13 protein-coding genes are annotated in these 17,048 nt (G+C 68.0%); 7 read left to right on the forward strand and 6 right to left on the reverse strand.

All coding sequences use genetic code 11. The features are described 5' to 3' along the window. The first annotated feature begins 47 nt into the window (after positions 1-47). The 3 genes from DFR24_RS05275 (at position 48) to DFR24_RS05285 (ending at position 3,493) form a co-directional block, all read left to right on the forward strand. Positions 48-647, forward strand: a complete 600-nt coding sequence (locus DFR24_RS05275; RefSeq protein WP_133880266.1) for a nitroreductase family protein — start codon at positions 48-50, stop codon at positions 645-647. A gap of 43 nt (positions 648-690) precedes the next feature. Further along, positions 691-2,457 (forward strand): ABC transporter ATP-binding protein, encoded by a 1,767-nt coding sequence (locus DFR24_RS05280; RefSeq protein ID WP_133880267.1) that lies wholly within the window; start codon positions 691-693, stop codon positions 2,455-2,457. 118 nt (positions 2,458-2,575) lie between these two features. Continuing rightward, positions 2,576-3,493 (forward strand): dienelactone hydrolase family protein, encoded by a 918-nt coding sequence (locus DFR24_RS05285; RefSeq protein WP_133880268.1) that lies wholly within the window; start codon positions 2,576-2,578, stop codon positions 3,491-3,493. Between the two features lie 78 nt (positions 3,494-3,571). Here DFR24_RS05285 and DFR24_RS05290 read toward each other — a convergent pair whose 3' ends face one another. Beyond that, positions 3,572-4,159 carry a malonic semialdehyde reductase gene (locus DFR24_RS05290; protein ID WP_133880269.1) on the reverse strand — a complete coding sequence of 196 codons (588 nt, stop codon included), beginning with the start codon at positions 4,157-4,159 and terminating at the stop codon, positions 3,572-3,574. 529 nt (positions 4,160-4,688) lie between these two features. Here DFR24_RS05290 and DFR24_RS05295 point away from each other — a divergent pair. The 4 genes from DFR24_RS05295 (at position 4,689) to DFR24_RS05310 (ending at position 10,248) form a co-directional block, all read left to right on the forward strand. After that, positions 4,689-5,735, forward strand: coding sequence for an ABC transporter substrate-binding protein (locus DFR24_RS05295; RefSeq protein ID WP_133880270.1), 1,047 nt, complete (start codon positions 4,689-4,691; stop codon positions 5,733-5,735). A gap of 224 nt (positions 5,736-5,959) precedes the next feature. Then, positions 5,960-7,168 carry an MFS transporter gene (locus DFR24_RS05300; RefSeq protein ID WP_162851056.1) on the forward strand — a complete coding sequence of 403 codons (1,209 nt, stop codon included), beginning with the start codon at positions 5,960-5,962 and terminating at the stop codon, positions 7,166-7,168. A gap of 342 nt (positions 7,169-7,510) precedes the next feature. Further along, a complete protein-coding gene (locus DFR24_RS05305) occupies positions 7,511-8,599 on the forward strand; it encodes an ABC transporter substrate-binding protein (RefSeq protein ID WP_133880272.1) in 1,089 nt (362 codons plus the stop codon). 239 nt (positions 8,600-8,838) lie between these two features. Further along, complete coding sequence (locus tag DFR24_RS05310) at positions 8,839-10,248, forward strand: aldehyde dehydrogenase family protein (RefSeq protein WP_133881476.1); 1,410 nt, start codon at positions 8,839-8,841, stop codon at positions 10,246-10,248. Between the two features lie 160 nt (positions 10,249-10,408). On the opposite strand, the gene DFR24_RS24855 is transcribed toward DFR24_RS05310, so the two are convergent. The 5 genes from DFR24_RS24855 to DFR24_RS05335 are packed head-to-tail and all read right to left on the reverse strand — an operon-like array spanning position 10,409 to position 17,048. Beyond that, positions 10,409-11,488, reverse strand: coding sequence for an LLM class flavin-dependent oxidoreductase (locus DFR24_RS24855; RefSeq protein ID WP_246051613.1), 1,080 nt, complete (start codon positions 11,486-11,488; stop codon positions 10,409-10,411). Further along, the gene (locus DFR24_RS05320) at positions 11,374-13,548 is read right to left on the reverse strand and encodes an ABC transporter ATP-binding protein (RefSeq protein ID WP_210772443.1); all 2,175 of its coding nucleotides are present in this window, start codon (positions 13,546-13,548) and stop codon (positions 11,374-11,376) included. The genes DFR24_RS24855 and DFR24_RS05320 overlap by 115 nt, the downstream gene beginning before the upstream one ends. Positions 13,549-13,600: 52 nt before the next feature. Further along, positions 13,601-15,439: a dipeptide ABC transporter ATP-binding protein gene (locus tag DFR24_RS05325; RefSeq protein WP_133880274.1), complete on the reverse strand. Its 1,839-nt coding sequence runs from the start codon at positions 15,437-15,439 to the stop codon at positions 13,601-13,603. After that, a complete protein-coding gene (locus tag DFR24_RS05330) occupies positions 15,439-16,290 on the reverse strand; it encodes an ABC transporter permease (RefSeq protein ID WP_133880275.1) in 852 nt (283 codons plus the stop codon). The genes DFR24_RS05325 and DFR24_RS05330 overlap by 1 nt, the downstream gene beginning before the upstream one ends. After that, positions 16,287-17,048, reverse strand: a complete 762-nt coding sequence (locus DFR24_RS05335) for a dienelactone hydrolase family protein (RefSeq protein WP_133880276.1) — start codon at positions 17,046-17,048, stop codon at positions 16,287-16,289. The genes DFR24_RS05330 and DFR24_RS05335 overlap by 4 nt, the downstream gene beginning before the upstream one ends.

Raw genomic sequence — 17,048 nt, forward strand, 5'->3', positions numbered from 1 at the left:
CGCCGACGCGCCACTCTCCTTCCCTTCAGATCACCGCAGCCTTTCGCATGAGTCTTTCCGCCCGCAATCCCGAGTACCCGATCGATCCCCTGTTCGTCGAACGCTGGTCGCCGCGCGCCTTCACCGGCGAGCCGATCGACGAACCGACGCTGTTCTCGCTGTTCGAGGCTGCACGCTGGGCGCCATCGGCCAACAACGCGCAGCCCTGGCGTTTCGTCTACGCGCGATCCGGAACCGCCGCGTGGGAGTCGTTCTTCGGCCTGCTCAACGAGAACAATCGCGTGTGGGCCGCCAAGGCGTCGGCGCTCGTGGTGCTGGTGTCGCGCAAGACGAACCTGCGCAAGGGCGACACCGTGCCCACGCCGCTGCGCACGCATTCGCTGGACGCAGGCGCCGCGTGGGCGAGCCTTTCGTTCCAGGCGCTGCGCTCGGGCTGGCACACGCATGCGATCGGCGGCTTCGATCGCGAGAAGGCGGCGCTGGTACTCGATGTGCCGGAGGGCTACCACGTCGAAGTCGCGATCGCGATCGGCCGCCAGGGCGATCCCGCCACGCTGACGCCCGATCTGCTGGCGCGCGAACGACCGACCGAACGCCTGCCGCTGAAGGCGATCGTCGCCGAGGGTCGCTTCGCGTTCGAAGCTTGAGACGGATGAAAGCCGGGACGAACGGCAAGGTCATGCCCGTCACATGAAGAACATCTGGCGCGTCATCCGCTTCATTCCCGAATACCGCGGCCGCGTGGCCGGCGTGCTGCTGGTCGGGGCGGTGATGGGTCTGCTCGGTACGGCGACACCGTATCTGTACAAGGCGATCGTCGACGTCATCTCGAAGCTGCTGTCCGGCGCCGTCACGCAGGCGCATGCGACGTCGGCGGTGCTGCTGCTGACGGGCGTGTTCATTGCGCTGCGCATCGCCACCGTCCTGTTCAACGCCCTGCAGGACAAGCAGGCCGACGACCTGTGGCTGGAAACCGTCAGCACGTTCCGCCAGCGCGTATTCGACAACATGACGCGCAAGTCCATCGACTACTTCGAGCGCACGCGCGCCGGCGAGATCATGGATCGCTTCGGCACGATCACGACGATCACGATGTGGCTGTCCAACCTCACGGAAGGAACGCTCGGCAACATCCTGCAGATGCTGTTCATCGTCGCCGTGCTGCTGTGGAAGCTGCCGCTCGTGGGCGTGCTGATGGCGGGCGTGCTGCTGTTCAACTTCTGGATCTCGTGGCGCACGATGCGCAGCACGCAGCCGTATCGCCGCGGCTGGCAGGCGCAGGCCGGACGCATGGCCGGCCTGCTCGCCGAGATGATCGGCAACATCGCCACCGTGCGCAGCTTCGGCGGTGAGTCGGTCGTCAAGCGCCGCTACGACGACACCCAGGCGGAGTGGAAGGTGACGCGCGGCATGCTGCACACGCTGGAATGGCGCTCGGCGCTGACCTTGAACGTCGCAAACACGGCCGCCGTCACGATCGCCGTGATCCTGGTCGTCCACGGTGCGCTCCAGGGCCGCTTCACGCCGGGCGACATCCTGCTCGTGCTGACCTTGTCGCAGAACCTGATCAACACGATCCAGCCGGTCGCGCGCCTGTTCAACCAGACCGGCGACATCGAGAGCGCCGCCGAACGCCTGGCCCAGCTGCTGGACGTGGAGTCCGAGGTTGCCGACGCCGCTGATGCGGTCGACCTCGACGAGATCCGCAGCATCGAGTTCGAGAACGTGAGTTTCGCGTACCCGGGCAAGAACGCGCCGGTGCTGCACGAGATCTCGTTCCGGCTGGACGCGGGATGCAATCTCGCCCTCGTGGGCCCCAGCGGCAGCGGCAAGACCACGCTGGTGAAACTGCTGATGCGCTTCTACGACCCGACGGCCGGCCGCATCCTCGTCAACGGCCGCGACCTGCGCGAGTACCGGCAGCGTTCCGTGCGCTCGCGCCTCGGCGTCGTGCTGCAGGACGTTGCGCTGTTCAACGACAGCATCGGCGAGAACATCGCGTTCGCGCGGCCCGGTGCCGGCGAGCAGGAAGTGCAGGCTGCGGCGGTCGCGGCGCATGCCGATGCCTTCATCCGCACGCTGCCGGCGCAGTACGCCACCGTCGTCGGCGAGCGCGGCATCAAGCTCTCCGGCGGCGAGAAGCAGCGCATCGCGATCGCCCGCGCCATTCTCAAGGATCCGCAACTCGTGATTCTCGACGAGGCCACCAGCGCGCTCGATTCCGAATCCGAGCAGGCGGTCCAGCGCGGTCTGGACTGCCTGCTCGAAGGCCGCAGCGCGGTGGTCATCGCGCACCGGCTGAGCACGGTGATGAACGCCGACCAGATCCTGGTGATCCAGCACGGTCGTGTCGTCGAGCGCGGCCGTCATGCGACGCTGGTCGCCAAGTCCGGAGGTGTCTACGCGCGGCTGTTCGCCTTGCACAGTCACGGACGGCTGCTCGAGATGCGCGCATGACCGCGTAGTCCGGGTGTAGTCCGGGGATTTTCCTCTTTCCTGAAAGGAGAAGCCCCGGGTTGCACCCGGGCTACGCGGTACGCATCCTCGATCTGTCCTTCGATTCCGCCACATCACGATGACCGACGCCAATTCTCCTCTACGCAGCGCCAAGGACTTCGATCCCGAGGTATTGAGCCTGTTCGACCGCTACGTCCACGGCCTGATCACGCGCCGCGAGTTCCTGTCCGGTGCTGCGCGCTACGCCACCGGCACGCTCGGCGCGGTGGGCCTGCTCAGCGCACTGAGTCCGCAGTTCGCACAGGCGCAGCAGGTGGCGCCTACCGACGCGCGCCTGCAGGCCGGCTACGTCGAGTTCGAGTCACCGAAGGGCTACGGGAAGGGCCGCGCCTACCGCGTGCGTCCTGCCGGCACGACGGGTCCGCTGCCGACCGTGCTCGTCGTGCACGAGAATCGCGGACTGAACCCGCACATCGAGGACATCGCGCGGCGGCTCGCGCTGGAGAACTTCATCGCGCTGGCGCCGGACGCGCTGTTCCCGCTCGGGGGATATCCGGGCGACGAGGACGCCGCGCGCGAGCGCTTCTCGAAACTCGACCAGGACAAGACGCAGCAGGACTTCATCGCCGCTGCAACGTTCCTCAAGGCCTCGAAGGATGGCAACGGCCATCTCGGCGTCGTCGGTTTCTGCTACGGCGGGCGCATTGCCAACCTGCTGGCCACGCGCCTCGGGGATGGGCTCGACGTCGCCGTGCCCTTCTACGGCAGCGGCGCGCCGCTCGAAGAGGTTCCTGCGATCAAGGCCGAGCTGCTGCTGCACTTCGCCGAGACCGACGAGCGCATCAACGCAGGATGGCCCGCGTACGAGGCGGCGCTGAAGACGGCCGGCATCCGCTACGAGGCGCACCGCTACGCCGGAACGCAGCACGGATTCAACAACGACACGACGCCGCGGCACGATGCAGCCGCTGCCAAGCTCGCGTGGCAGCGCACGCTGGCGCTGTTCAATCGCAGGTTGCGCGTCGAGCAGGGTTAGGCAGCGGGCGGGCGGTCGGAGCTGACGCCCCTCATGCAGATCGCGCCGTTGCAGGAGGCGCGTCAGCCCCGACCCGACTCACAGGATCCGCGCCGCGTCGTCGAACGACAGCCGCGGACCGCGCGGCGTGATCGGGCTCTCCTCGGCAAAGCCCAGGTTGGCGAGCAGCAACGCACGCCAGCGGCCGTCCGGAAAGAATGCCTGGTCGATCAGCTCCGGCTTGAAGCCGGACATCGGTCCGACGCCGAGCCCCAACGCGCGAGCTGCCAGGAACAGGTACGCCGCCTGAAGGGTCGCGTTGGTACGTGCCGTCGGCTCGATCCACTCGGGTGACTTCTCGAAGAAGCCGCGCGCGTCGTACGACGGGAATTGCGTCGTCAGGTGTTCGTGGAAGCGCGAGTCCCACGCGATCACGACATTCAGCGGCGCCGCCAGCGTCTTGTCGCGATTGCCCGAGGACAGCGCCGGCGCGAGTTTCGCCTTGGCCTCGGCGGAGCGGATGAACAGGTATCGCGCGGGCTGCGCATTGAACCCGGTCGGGCCCAGGCGCAGCGCGTCGTAGATGCGGTGGATCAGCGCATCGCCGATCGTTTCGGGCAGGAAGCGATGCGTGGTGCGCGCGTCGACGAACAGCGCGGATAGCAGGTCGGGACGAGCGGCGGTCATCTTCTTCTTCCAGGGGGCTTGTCTCGTCCGAGCAGAGACTGTGCCAGCGGGTCTCCCCACTCGAAATGACCCGGCCCTCACGGCGGCGCGTAGCCCGGACGAAGTCCGGAAGCTTTCTCTTTGATACGTGCGATCCCGGACTTCGTCCGGGCTACGGGTGGCCTGTTGTATCGAAGCCAGCACAACGTCCCTCGCCTTGCTGCGATCGCAGCACGCGTGATGCGACGACGCTCGCATTCGTTTCTGCTACCGCTCGCGACGATCGCATCCAGATCCGGCGTGAAGCGCGCGTTTCACGAGTCGATGCGCCCACGCACGAGAACGACGCCCCGCATGGCACGCATTTCGCTCCCGCCGCCGCCATGCATCTGCGTTCGTTCCTTCGATCTGCTGTTCCGCTGCTCGCGTTGATGTTGCTCCCATCACCGCGGCACACGACGTCGCGGACACAGATGCACCTGCCATCCCTTCGACACCGCGCTTCCGCGCACGGTCGTCGCTCACCGACGTATCCCTCAAGGAGAGACACATGACCCAAGCATCGAACGATTCATCGCTGAAGGAGCTCTGGTACACACGTTGCTCCGTGCCCACGCCGCTGGGCGTGGCCTCGCAGCTCGGCTGGATCAGCGACGAGTTCAAGGCCGACGGCATCACGATCAAGACGCTGCAGGACAGCACCGATCCCGCGCTGCTGGAGTCGCACTACGATCACCATATCGCCAACTCGTTCCGCTACGGCGGCAACGTGCCCGCGATCTGGGCGCGTTCGCGCGGTCGCCAGACGCGCGTGATCGGCCTGAACTGGGTGGACGAGTACCAGGCGATCCTGGTGAAGCCAGGCTCCGACATCCGCGAGCCGAAGGACTTGAAGGGCAAGCGCCTCGCGCTGCCGCGCCACGAAGAAGACAGCATCGACCATCGCCGCGCCAGCACGCTGCGCGCGTTCGAAGCGGCGCTGCAGGTGGGCCGTCTCGCCGAGTCCGACGTGACGTTCGTCGAGTTCGTCGGTCGTCCTCGTGAGGGTCAGCGCCTGGTTCGCGCGCAGCCCGGCCGGCACGAGTTCGGGCCGGTGCTCGAAGCGCTGAGCGAAGGCACGGTGGACGTGATCTTCATCAAGGGTTCGCGCGGCGCGCAGATCGCGGCCGAGCACAACCTGCAGCTGGTCTACGACTTCGGCAAGCATCCCGATCCGCTGGTGCGGGCGAGCAACGCGGCGCCGCGCACGCTGACGGTCGACCAGGGCTTGCTCGATCACCACCCCGCCATCGCCGAGCGATTGCTGGCCCGCGTGCACGACGTCGGCGACTGGGCTCGCGCCCATCCGGCCGAGACCGTGTCACTGATCGGCAAGGAGACCGGCACGGCGGACCAGTGGGTGCGCGCTGCCTATGGCGACCTGTACCAGCACCAGCAGACCACGCTCGACGAGATCTCCGTGAAGGGCCTGCAGGCCTTCACCGATTTCCTGCATCGGCGCGAGTTCATCCCGAACGCGGTGAACGTGCGCGAGTGGATCGACGCGCGACCGCTCGAGCAGGTGCTGCAGCGCCGCGCCTCTCGCAACGCGGCCTGAGACCCAGGCGGATGCGAACGAACCCCCGGCAGATGCCGGGGGTTCTTTTTCTGGGTTCTTCGCTGATTTCCGAAAACATCCAAAACTGCGTCTGGCACCGACTTCGCGGCCGAACGCCGATCGACCCGGTTCGTAGCCCGGGATTTCCCTCGAGCACGGAGCGCAACCCCGGGCTGCGCCCGGGCTACGAGCACGTGCGGCGCACACGCGATGCAACGCACACCATGACCACCGATTCGATCCCCTCGGCGAACGACCTCGCCGCCCGCCGCTTCCTGTCCGGCTTCATTCCGCTGGCGCTGCTGTCCGGCATCGCCGTGGGCATGACCAAGGTGCTGGGCACGTTGATGGGCATCCATCTCGGCGTCTCGCACTGGCAGCTCGGCGTCATTGGCGGCGCGGAGACCATCGCGATGGCGGCCGGCATGCTGCCGGCCGGCTGGCTGCTGAGCCGCGGCAATCCGCGCAAGCTCTACGCGGCGGTGAGCCTGTTCCTCACGGGATTGATGCTGGTGCTGCCGCACCTGCGCTCCTGGCAGTTCGTCGCATTCGCGATGTTCGCGCTGGGCCTGTGCATGTCGGTGCGCATCGTCGCGATGAGCACCGCGTTCATGCTGCAGCTGCCGACGATCGGACAGAGCCGCGCCGGCTGGTACAAGGGCACGCTGACGCTCGGTGTGCAGTTCTGCGGACCGTTGCTCGGCAACGAACTGGTGGCGCGACTTGGACTGAGCTGGGGCTTCGCCGCGAGCGGCGCCCTGTTCATCGTGCTCGCGCTGATCGGCTGGGGCGTGCTGCCACCGCAAGGACGCCGCGACGGACCGGCCGCATCGCCGCTGCCCGGATCGCTGCGCGAGCTGCTGCGCATTCCCGACGTGCGCCGCAGTTGCGCGTTCGAAGTGCTCGGCAACATGACCGCCATCAGCTACTCCACGTTCGCGATCCTGCTCGCGGTGGAAGTGCTCGGCTGGGAACTGCGTTACGGCGTCTGGCTGCTGGTCTCGCAGGGCCTGGCGACCGTCGCGGTGCTGCTCGGTGGCGGCCGACTGCTGCTGGATCCGGCACGGATCGATTTCCACCAGCGCTGCGGGCACGTGCTGATCCTCGCCGGCCTGTTGCTGCTCGGCACGATGCACTGGGCGCCGGCGTTCATTGCGGCTTCGGTCTTTCTCGGGCTGGGGCTGGGCGTCAACGGACTGGTCAACTACAGCCGCATCGCGCAGGCGCCGGTCAACAAGGCACGCGCGTCGGCGCAGCTCGCGCTGTCCGGCACGATGGGCAGCGCGATCGCGGCCGTGACGGCGGGTGCCATCGGCCACGTGTTCGGCCTGCAGAACATCTACCTGGTCTGGCTGCTGCCGTGGCTGCTGCTGATGCTGGACTGGCGTCGTCTCGGGCGCTGGGTCGTCGCGCGCCAGGTTCCTGCGGCCTGAGCGCCTTTCGGTCGCTCGTGAGACCGATGCTGCTCGCGCAACACGCGTCTGGCCATTGTGGTGGCCAGACAACAAGCGGGTCGCGGTGCCAGGTCTTCACGGATTCCCGAGCGGTCCTTTTCGCGCGGATCAATCGTTGGATAGAACGCCGAAATAGCGCTTGTTTTCAGCCTCCAAAAGAGCTGCGTCATCGCGCCTAAACCCACTCGTCATCACCGGCGCCCAAGGCGGCACAGGCCTTGCGATCCCGTCGCGCCCGCCGTGAAAGATCCGCTTCCGACGGCGACTCCAGCAGGTCCTGGGACCTGCGCTTGTTCAATCTCCACACAGGATGAAATCTTCATGAGCACCACGCACAAGGATTCGAAGCTCGACAGCATCTGGTACACGCGATGCGCCGGTGGCGGTCGCGGCGGCGTGCCGACGGCCTTCGGCATCGCCCATCACCTCGGTTACCTGCAGGAGGAGTTCAAGAACGACGGACTCAAGCTGCTGTCGCTGCAGGAAGACGCCGGCCCCGAACTTCGCCACAACCACTACGACCACCAGCTGCCGAACCTGATCCGCGAAGGCGGGAACCTGTTCTCGATCCCGGCCAAGGCGCAGGGCGCGAACACGCGCCTGATCGGCCTGACCTGGATCGACGAGGCGCAGTCCATCCTCGTTCGCCCGGACTCCGACATCCGCACGCCAGCGCAGCTCAAGGGCCGTCGCCTCGGCCTGCCGGTCTATCGCAGCGCCGACATCGCCGAGAACCGCCGCGGCCGCACGATCACGCGCCTGAGCAGCCTGCACGGCTTCAAGGGCGCGCTCGCGTCGGCCAACCTCACGCTCGACGACGTCACGCTCGTCGAAGTCGGTGAGCCCAATGCCGATACGCATCCCGACGTGAAGCTCAACTTCGGCGGCTGGTGGCAGAGCCTCGAAGCGCTTGCGTCCGGCAAGGTGGATGCGATCTACGTCAAGGGTGCCGCGGCGCAGGACGGCGCGCGTCATCACGGCCTGCGCGTCGGCATCGATCTCGACAAGCTGCCGTCCAAGCGCTTCCGCGTGAACAACGGCACGCCGCGTCCGGTCACCGTGCATCAGGACTTCCTCGACAACCACTACGACCTGCTGGTGCGCTTCCTGCACCAGACGCTGCGTGCGGCGGACTGGGCGAAGACCAACCTGAAGGGCGTGCACCAGTTCCTGCAGGCCGAGACCGCGGCGTCGGCGGACGGCGTTGCAGCCGCCTATCGCGACGGCTTCCATCTGTCGCTGGCACCGGACCTGTCGGACGAGCGCGTCGAGCTGTTCCGCCAGCAGAAGACCTTCCTGCTGAACCACCAGATTCTCGATCGCGACTTCGACTTCGATCAGTGGATCGATCGTCGTCCGCTCGAGGACGCCGTCAAGCGTCTGCAGGGCGACCTGCGCGCCGCAGCCTGATTTTCTGAGGTGGTCTTGCGCGCTCCGTACCGTGACTGGCGGTGCGGAGCGCGTTTTTTGGCCTTCTCGTAGTCCGGACGAAGTCCGGGAGGAGTCTCTCGATGCGCGATCCGGTCGGCTTCGAAGAGCCCTCCCGGACTTCGTCCGGGCTACGAGCGGGATGAATCCCCGGCAGAACGTGCAACCGCCGCCGGGCGGTCCCACTGATGGCCGAAAAAACTTTTTCGATCCTGGACCTCATGAAGACCTATCCGCTGCTCATCGATGGTGAGCTGGTCGTCACCGCCACCACCGACGCCGTCTTCGATCCCGCCACCGAACAAGTCGTGGGCCATGCCAGTCGCGCCGACGCTGCGCTGATCGATCGTGCCGTCAGCGCTGCGCTGCGCGCGTTTCCGGCCTGGTCGGCTGACACGGCGCTGCGCCAGCGCACGCTGCGCGCGGCCGCCGTCGTGCTGCGCGAGCACGCCTCGGAGATCAGCCGGCTGATCACGCTCGAGCAGGGCCGTCCGCTGAAGAACACCGCCGCCGAACCCCTCAATGCCGCTGCGACGCTCGAGCAGTTCGCGGACTACGCGCCGGAGGCCGCCGCGCCGTTCGAGGAAGGCGGCAAGCAGATCCGCATCATTCGCAAACCTTTCGGTGTCGTCGCCGCGATCACGCCGTGGAACGTGCCGGTCGGCATCCTGTTCACGAAGATCACGCCGGCGCTGCGAGCCGGCAACACCGTCGTCGCGAAGCCTTCCGAGCACACGCCGTTGTCCACACTGCGCATAGCCGAACTGCTGCGCGACGTATTCCCGCCCGGTGTGCTCAACATCGTCGCCGGCGCTGGTGAGGTCGGCGCCGCCATTGCGCGTGATCCGCGCGTCGGCAAGATCACGTTCACCGGCAGCGTCGCCACCGGTCGTCGCATCTTCGAAACTGCGGCGCGTGACATCAAGCGCCTGACCTTGGAACTGGGTGGCAACGATGCAGCGATCGTGCTCGACGACGTCGATCCGGAAACCGTCGCCGAGAAGCTGTTCTGGGTCGCGTTCCGCAACAGCGGCCAGGTCTGCTTCGCCGTGAAACGCCTGTTCGTGCAGCGCGGGGTGTTCGACGCGATCGTCGACGCCCTCGCCCGCCGTGCCGAGCGTACGCGTGTCGGCAACGGCCTGGAGGCCGATACCGAGCTCGGGCCGCTGACGTCGCGTACGCAGTACGAGCGCGTCGCCGAACTCGTCGACGATGCCAGGGCGCACGGCGCGCGCATCCATAGTGGCGGTGCGCCGCTCGAAGGGCCGGGCTGGTTCTATCCGCCGACCATCGTCAGCGGCATCGGACCGGGTTCGCGCCTGGTCGACGAGGAGCAGTTCGGGCCGGCGTTGCCGGTGATTCCGTTCGACGATGTGGAGGAAGCGATCGCGCTGGCCAACGCGACGCCGTTCGGTCTCGGCGCGTCGATCTGGACCGGCAATGTCGAGCGCGCGCTGCCGCTGATCGAGCAGCTGGATGCCGGCATGGTGTGGATCAACCGCCATGCCGAGGGATCGAAGCAGGCGCCGAAGGGCGGCCACAAGTCGAGTGGTCTGGGTGTCGAGGGAGGTGGCGCGTGGGGGTACGAGCATTACGTGCAGGTGCAGGTCGTCAGCGTCGCCGCTCCGTAACCTGGGTGAACCCAGGGGTTGCGACCCGTCACCGTAGCCCGGACGCAGTCCGGGGTTTTCTTCGAACACAGAACGCAATCCCGGACTTCGTCCGGGCTACGGATTTACGCTGCCGTGGTGACGCCGCCGTAGCCCGGGTGAATCCCGGGTTTCACCCGGGCTACGCCGCCGCGGCCACGCGCCGGATCTCCTTCTGCCCCTGCGCCGCACGCTGCTGATCCCGCTTGCGCACTTCCTCGCGCACCGCCGAGATGATGTAACGGCCGTAATCGACGGCGTCGTACAACGGGTCATACCCGCGGCTCAGGAACGTGGTGACGCCGATGTCGTAGTAGGCGAGCAGCGCAGCGATGATCGTGTCCGGCGTTCCCACCAGCGACGTGGAGTCGTGGCTGCCCTCGACCGCTGTCGCGGTGCCGAACCACAGCGCCGTGTCGTGACGCTCGCCCTTCTCGGCGACCGCGAGCAGGCGCTCGGCGCCACCGCTGCGACCGATGCGCGGCGCGACCTTGTAGTTCTTCTCCAGCGTCGCGGCGATGCCGCGCGCCTTCTGCCAGGCCAGCTCCTCGGTGGCGCCGATGATCAGGCGCACCGACATGCTGACGCGCGGCGCCGGCACGCCCTCGATGTCGGCGAAGGACTTGAGCGTGGCGATGCGCGTCGCGACATCGGCCAGCGGCTCGGCCCACAGCGCGTAGAGATCCGCGTACTTCACGGCGATGCGGTAGGCGCCATCCGAGGATCCGCCGACCGAGATCGGCACGTGCGGCGCCTGATAGGGCCGGATCGGCGACTTCGCGTTCTTCACCTGGAAATACTTGCCGTCGTAGTCGAACGGCTCGTCGGAGGTCCAGGTGCGGCGCACGATGTCCAGGTACTCACCGGCGCGCTCGTAGCGCGAGGCTTTGTCGATCTCGGTCTCGCCGTACTCGGGCTCGGCCGCGTAACCGGTGACCGCGTGCAGGCGGATGCGGCCCTTCGTCGTCTGGTCCAGCGTCGCGTACGTGCGCGCGGCCCACACCGGCGCCACCAGCGCAGGACGATGCGCGAGCATGAAGCCGAGCTTCTCGGTCTGCGCCGCCGCGTAGGCCGCGAGGATGATCGGATCACCGCCGCCGTTGGCGATCAGCACGCGATCGAAGTCCGCCTGTTCGTGGGCGCGCGCGAGATCGCGCAGGTAATCGAGATCGATCGTCGCGCCATAGGCGGCGCGCGGCGCGAGCTGGTTGCGGGGGAACAGTCCACCGACGAATTCGACTGGCATTGCGGGCTCCGGAAATGAGGTCTGGTGGTGTCGTATGGCAAGGCATGTGCCATGGCGTGGCGACGAGCGAAAATCGTTGTGCGCCCTTCCCTTGCGCGAGATCGGCTGCTGAATGACGAGGTCTGCGCGTGTTGTGCTTCCAGCAGATCGGCTGGCGTGCTGCGCGCTTTCGCGCATCGGGGCGGACGTGCCATCCACGAACGCTCCACCTGCATCGGGGCCTCGTCCTCCGTGCTATCCGGAAGAAACCCATCGGCCTGCCGGCTCCACAAGCGGTGATACGCGCCACGTCGCGCGATCAGCTCCGCATGCGAGCCGTCCTCGACGATGCGCCCACGATCGAACACGAGAATCCGGTCCAGGTGTGCGATCGTCGACAGCCGGTGCGCGACGACGATCACCGTCTTGCCGCGCATCGCATGGTCGAGCGTCTCCTGGATCGCCTTCTCGGTGATCGAGTCGAGCGCCGACGTCGCCTCGTCGAGAATCAGCACCGGCGCGTTCTTCAGGATCACGCGCGCGATCACCAGGCGCTGCCGCTGGCCGCCGGAGAGCTTGACGCCGCGCTCGCCGACCATCGCGTCATAGCCGCGATCCATCTGCGAGATGAACTCGTGCGCATGGGCGCGACGAGCCGCGTCGATCACTTCGTCCGCGTCGGCATCGATGCGGCCGTAGCGGATGTTCTCGCGCAGGCTGCGGTGAAACAGATTGGGTTCCTGCGGGATCAGGCCGATCTGCGCGTGCAACGACTTCTGCGACATGCGGCGGATGTCGAGGCCATCGATCAGCACCGCCCCGCCGCGCACGTCGAACAGGCGCAGGATCAGGTTCACGAACGTCGACTTGCCCGATCCCGACACGCCGACGAGCCCGACGCGCTGGCCAGCTGCGATGCTGACACTGAGGTTTTCGAACACCGGCCGCTCGCGGCCGTAGCCGAAGTCGACGTCGCGGAACTCGATCCGGCCGCCCAGGATCGGCCACGACTGCGCGTCCGGGGCATCCACGATCTCGTGCGGCCGCACGATGGCGCCGACGGCATTGGCGATGTTGCCGACGTGCTCGAAGAAGTCGAGAAAGCGACGGCTCAGGTTGCGCGCCTCGTTGATGATCAGCAGCGACAGGCTGATCGCCATGACGAACTCCGGCAGCCCGATACGGTCCTGCGCCCACAGATGCAGCGCGTAGATCAGCGTGCCACTCTTGAGCACCGCCGCGGCCGAGAACTGGAACCAGCGCACGCGCTCCGAGTAGCGCAGCGAACGTTGCACGGCGATGCGCTCGTGCTCCTGGCAACGCTGCAGGTAGGCACGCTCGTGCTCCATGCGCGCGAACAGCCGCACGCTGGCGATGTTGGTCACCGAGTCGACGATCACGCCAGTGGTGTCGCTGCGCGCCGCAGACGACAACAGCGCATGGGGCCGACAGCGCATCGCCAGCCAGAACGAGATCGCGATGAACCCGATGCCCCACAGGCCGACCCACAGTGCGAGACCCGGATCGGCACGGACGAACAGCAGCACCATCGAGACCGAGAACACGATCACGATCGGCCAGAACTCCAGGATCACCGACCACGCGGTCTGCATCACGCCCATTGCGGCTTCGTTGACGCGATGGGCGAGCGAGCCGGCGAACGCATCGCTGAAGTAGCGGTGCGAGTGGTGCTGCAGGTGATGGAACAGCGCGCGGGTGACGCTCTGCCGCTGCCGTGGGCCGATACGCCACTGGATCGATCCGGTGAGCCGTCCGAACACGACCTCGGCCGCGGCGAAGCCGATGAACAGCAGGATCGGACCACGCAGCGCTTCGAGCACCGCCTGCGAAGGCTGCTGCGCCACCGAGATCGCCTTGACGATCAGGCTCAGCGCGTACGGGATCAGGATGCCGCAGGTCGCACTGACGGCCTCGAGCGCCAGCATCGCCAGGTACCAGCCGCGGTAATGCGCCAGCGAATACAGCATGAAGCGGAACGTCGTCGCGGGCAGGCGCGGGATTTCCGCCGCCCGCGGCGGCAGGGAGCCTCCGTCCATGCTCAGCCCCGCCGCGTCGTGCGGCGCAGCGCGCACCGATGAGCGGACCGCATCAGGATGCCGCCCGCAGCGGCTGCGGCGGCGCGCGCGATGCGCGCAACAGGCTCGGCGAGTCGTGCACGAGAGTTCGGGTGTAGAGATTGGCCGGGCGGTCGAGCACGGCGTCCGCTGCTCCGGCCTCGACGATGCGACCCTCGCGCAGCACGACGATGCGATCCGCCACCGCACGCACGACGCCGAGGTTGTGCGTGACGAACAGGATCGCCAGGCCCTCGCGCTGCAGCTGGCCCAGCAGTTCCAGCACGGTCGCCTGCACCGACACGTCGAGCGCGGACGTGACCTCGTCGCAGATCAGCACGCGCGGCTCGCAGATCAGCGCGCGGGCGATGGCGACGCGCTGGCGCTCGCCGCCCGAAAGATCTCCCGGGTACAGCGCCAGCGTCTCGGGCGGCAATGCCACGCGTTGGAGCGCAAGGACGGCGCGGCGCAGTCCTTCCGCGCGATCCACGTCGAAGAAGTGATGCACCGCGTCGCCGATGATGCGGCCGACCGTCTTGCGCGGATTGAGCGCGCGGTAAGGGTTCTGGAACACGTACTGGATCTGGCGGCGCAGCGCGGCGTCGCGCTCGCGTGCATTCAGAGGCAGATCCTGTCCCTCGTAGCGGACTTGCCCCTGCGCATGATCGCCCAGGCCGGCCAGCGCACGCGCGAGCGTGGTCTTGCCCGAACCGGATTCGCCGACCAGCGCGAGGCACTCCCCCGCCTGCAGCGAAAATGAAACCCCGAACAGCACCTGGCGCGGACCGTAGGCGGCGTCGATGCCGTCGACTTCCAGCAGTGCGGGCACGGCGTCGCGTACCGGCGTCGGCACGGCAGCGGCGACCGCCCTGCCCGCACCCCTGCGCGTCAGCGGATGCCAGCAGGCGACCTGCTGGCCGTCCCCGGACGGACTCAGCGCCGGCGCGCGCTCGGTGCACGTCGTGCTGCGCTGGCGGCATCGCGGCGCGAACGCGCAGCCCTGGGGTCGCGCCTGCGGCGCCGGCGCCAGACCCGGGATCGGGCGCAGCGACGTGCGCAACGCAACGTCGGGAATCGCGCCCAGCAGGCCTTCGCTGTACGGGTGCGCAGGGGCATCGAACAGCGCGTCGCGGCTCGCGGCTTCCACGATGCGGCCGGCGTACAGCACGATGACGCGATCGGCCAGATGCCGGACCACTGCGAGATCGTGCGAGACATAGACGGCAGCGACGCCGTGGCTGCGGCACAACGCAGAGATCGTCTCCAGGATCTTGGCCTGCGTCGTGACGTCGAGCGCCGTGGTGGGCTCGTCGAGCACGATCAGCGTCGGCCGCAGCATGAACGCCAGCGCCAGCAGCACGCGCTGCTGCTGGCCACCGGACAGCTCGTGCGGGAAGCGCCGCAGGAACGCGTCGTCTGACGGCAGGCCGACGTCGCGCAAGGTCTGCGCGATGCGATCCGCACGCGCCGCGCGAACCAGCGCAGGCTCGTGCACGACCAGCGTCTCGTGCAGCTGCGTGCCGATGCGCAGCACCGGGCTCAGCGCCATTGCCGGATCCTGCGGCACGTAGCTGACGCGACGTCCGCGCCAGCGCGCGAGCTCCGCTGCCGGCAGCGCGAGCAGGTCGGTGCCGTCGATCCAGACGCTGCCGCCGACGATGCGTGCACCCGCTCGCGCGTGCGCCAGCAGCGCCGACGCGATCGTCGTCTTGCCCGAGCCCGATTCGCCGACGAGTCCGACGACCTCCCCGGCCGCGACCGAGAAATGGATGTCGGAGACCACGTCGCTGCCGTCGCGCAGTTCGACGCGCAGTCCCTCGACGCGCAGCACGGCCTTCGCGGTGACCGGATCGCGGGATGGCAGCGCGCTCATCATCGGTCCTCGATCCGCGCCGCCAGGCGCCCCACGCCCTCGGCCAGCAGGTTGGTCCCCAGCGCGAGCAGCGCGATCAGCAGCACCGGCACGAGCACCGCCCAGGGCTGGATCTGCAGGCCCATGCTGTTCTCGTTGACCATCAGGCCCCAGTCGGCCGCCGGCGGCGCGATGCCGTAGCCCAGGTAGCTCAGGCCGGACAGGATGCCGACGGCCCACGACAGCATCGTGCCCAGGTGCACGAGCAGCGGCGTCAGCAGGTTCGGCAGGATCTCGCCGACCAGGATGCGCCAGCGCGCGAAGCCGAGCATCTCCGCGGCCTCCACGAACTCGCGGCTCGCCAGTCCCACCGTCAGGCCGCGCACGAGGCGCACGACGCCGGGAATGAAGGCGACCGATGCGACCAGCACGATCAGCCACGGCTCTCGTCCGAGCATCGACACCACGAGCAGCACGAGGATCAGGTTGGGAAACGCGAGCAGCACGTCGGCCCACCAGACGATCACCGGGTCGAGCACGCGTCTCGAATACCCGGCGACCAGGCCCAGTGCCGTGCCGACCACCAGCGCGATGCCGGCCGTGGCCAGCGACATCCACACCAGCGAAGCACCGCCGGCCAGCACGCGCGACACCACGTCGTGACCGATGTAGTCGTAGCCCAGCAGCGCATCGCGCTGCGGTGCGCCGTAGATGCCGCCGAGCAGCGCCTGCGGATCCTGCGGCGTCAGCCACGGACCGACCAGCGCGAACAGCAGCACGACCACCGTCGTCGCCAGACCCAGGCGCACCTGCCACTCGCGCAACGCCTTGCCCAGTCCGACGGTCGCGCGTCGCACGCTGGCCGAGCTCATCGCGCGGCTCCGAGCGTGGCGGCAAACAGGTCCTGCAGCCGTTTCCAATGCAGCTCCGTGGCGGCCGCGCTGTACTCCGGCTTGTCGCTGACCGCGAAGCCGTGGAGCGCGTCGTGGTGGTCCGACGTGAACGCGACGCCGGCCGACGTCAGCGCCGCTTCGAGCTGCGCGATGCGCTCGTCCGGCATCGACTTGTCCTGCCTGGCGTAGCCCAGCACCAGGCGTGCACGGATCGCGGAGGCGCGCAGATGCGGACCGTCCGCATCGTCGCTGGCCAGCCGCCCGCCGTGGAACGAGGCCGCGGCGACGACGCGATCCGGGAAGTCCGCCGCGGTACGCAACGCGATGGCGCCACTCATGCAGTAGCCGACGATGCCGATCGCCCCACCCCGCACTTCCGGCTGATGGTCGAGCCAGTCCAGCAGCGCAACGTGATCGCGATGCGTGCCGTCGGTGCTCACGCTCTCGCGCAGCTTGCCTAGCTGTGCGCGCTGCGCCTCGTCGTGCAGCGACAGCGAGGGATCGATGTCGGTGATGCGCAGCGCGCGGTGATACAGGTTGGGCAGCAACACCGCGTGGCCGAGTGCCGCGAGCCGGCGGGCCGTTTCCTCGAACGCCGGCCGCACGCCCTTGATGTCGGTGTGGACGATGACGGCTGGCCACGGCCCGGCGCCCAGCGGATGCAGCCACCAGCCGTCGATGACGCCGTCGGCGGACGCGATATCGACAGGACGGATGACGACGGGAGTGTTCGACAT

It is taken from the genome of Panacagrimonas perspica, assembly GCF_004364935.1.
GTDB classification, from domain to species: Bacteria; Pseudomonadota; Gammaproteobacteria; order Nevskiales; family Nevskiaceae; genus Panacagrimonas; species Panacagrimonas perspica.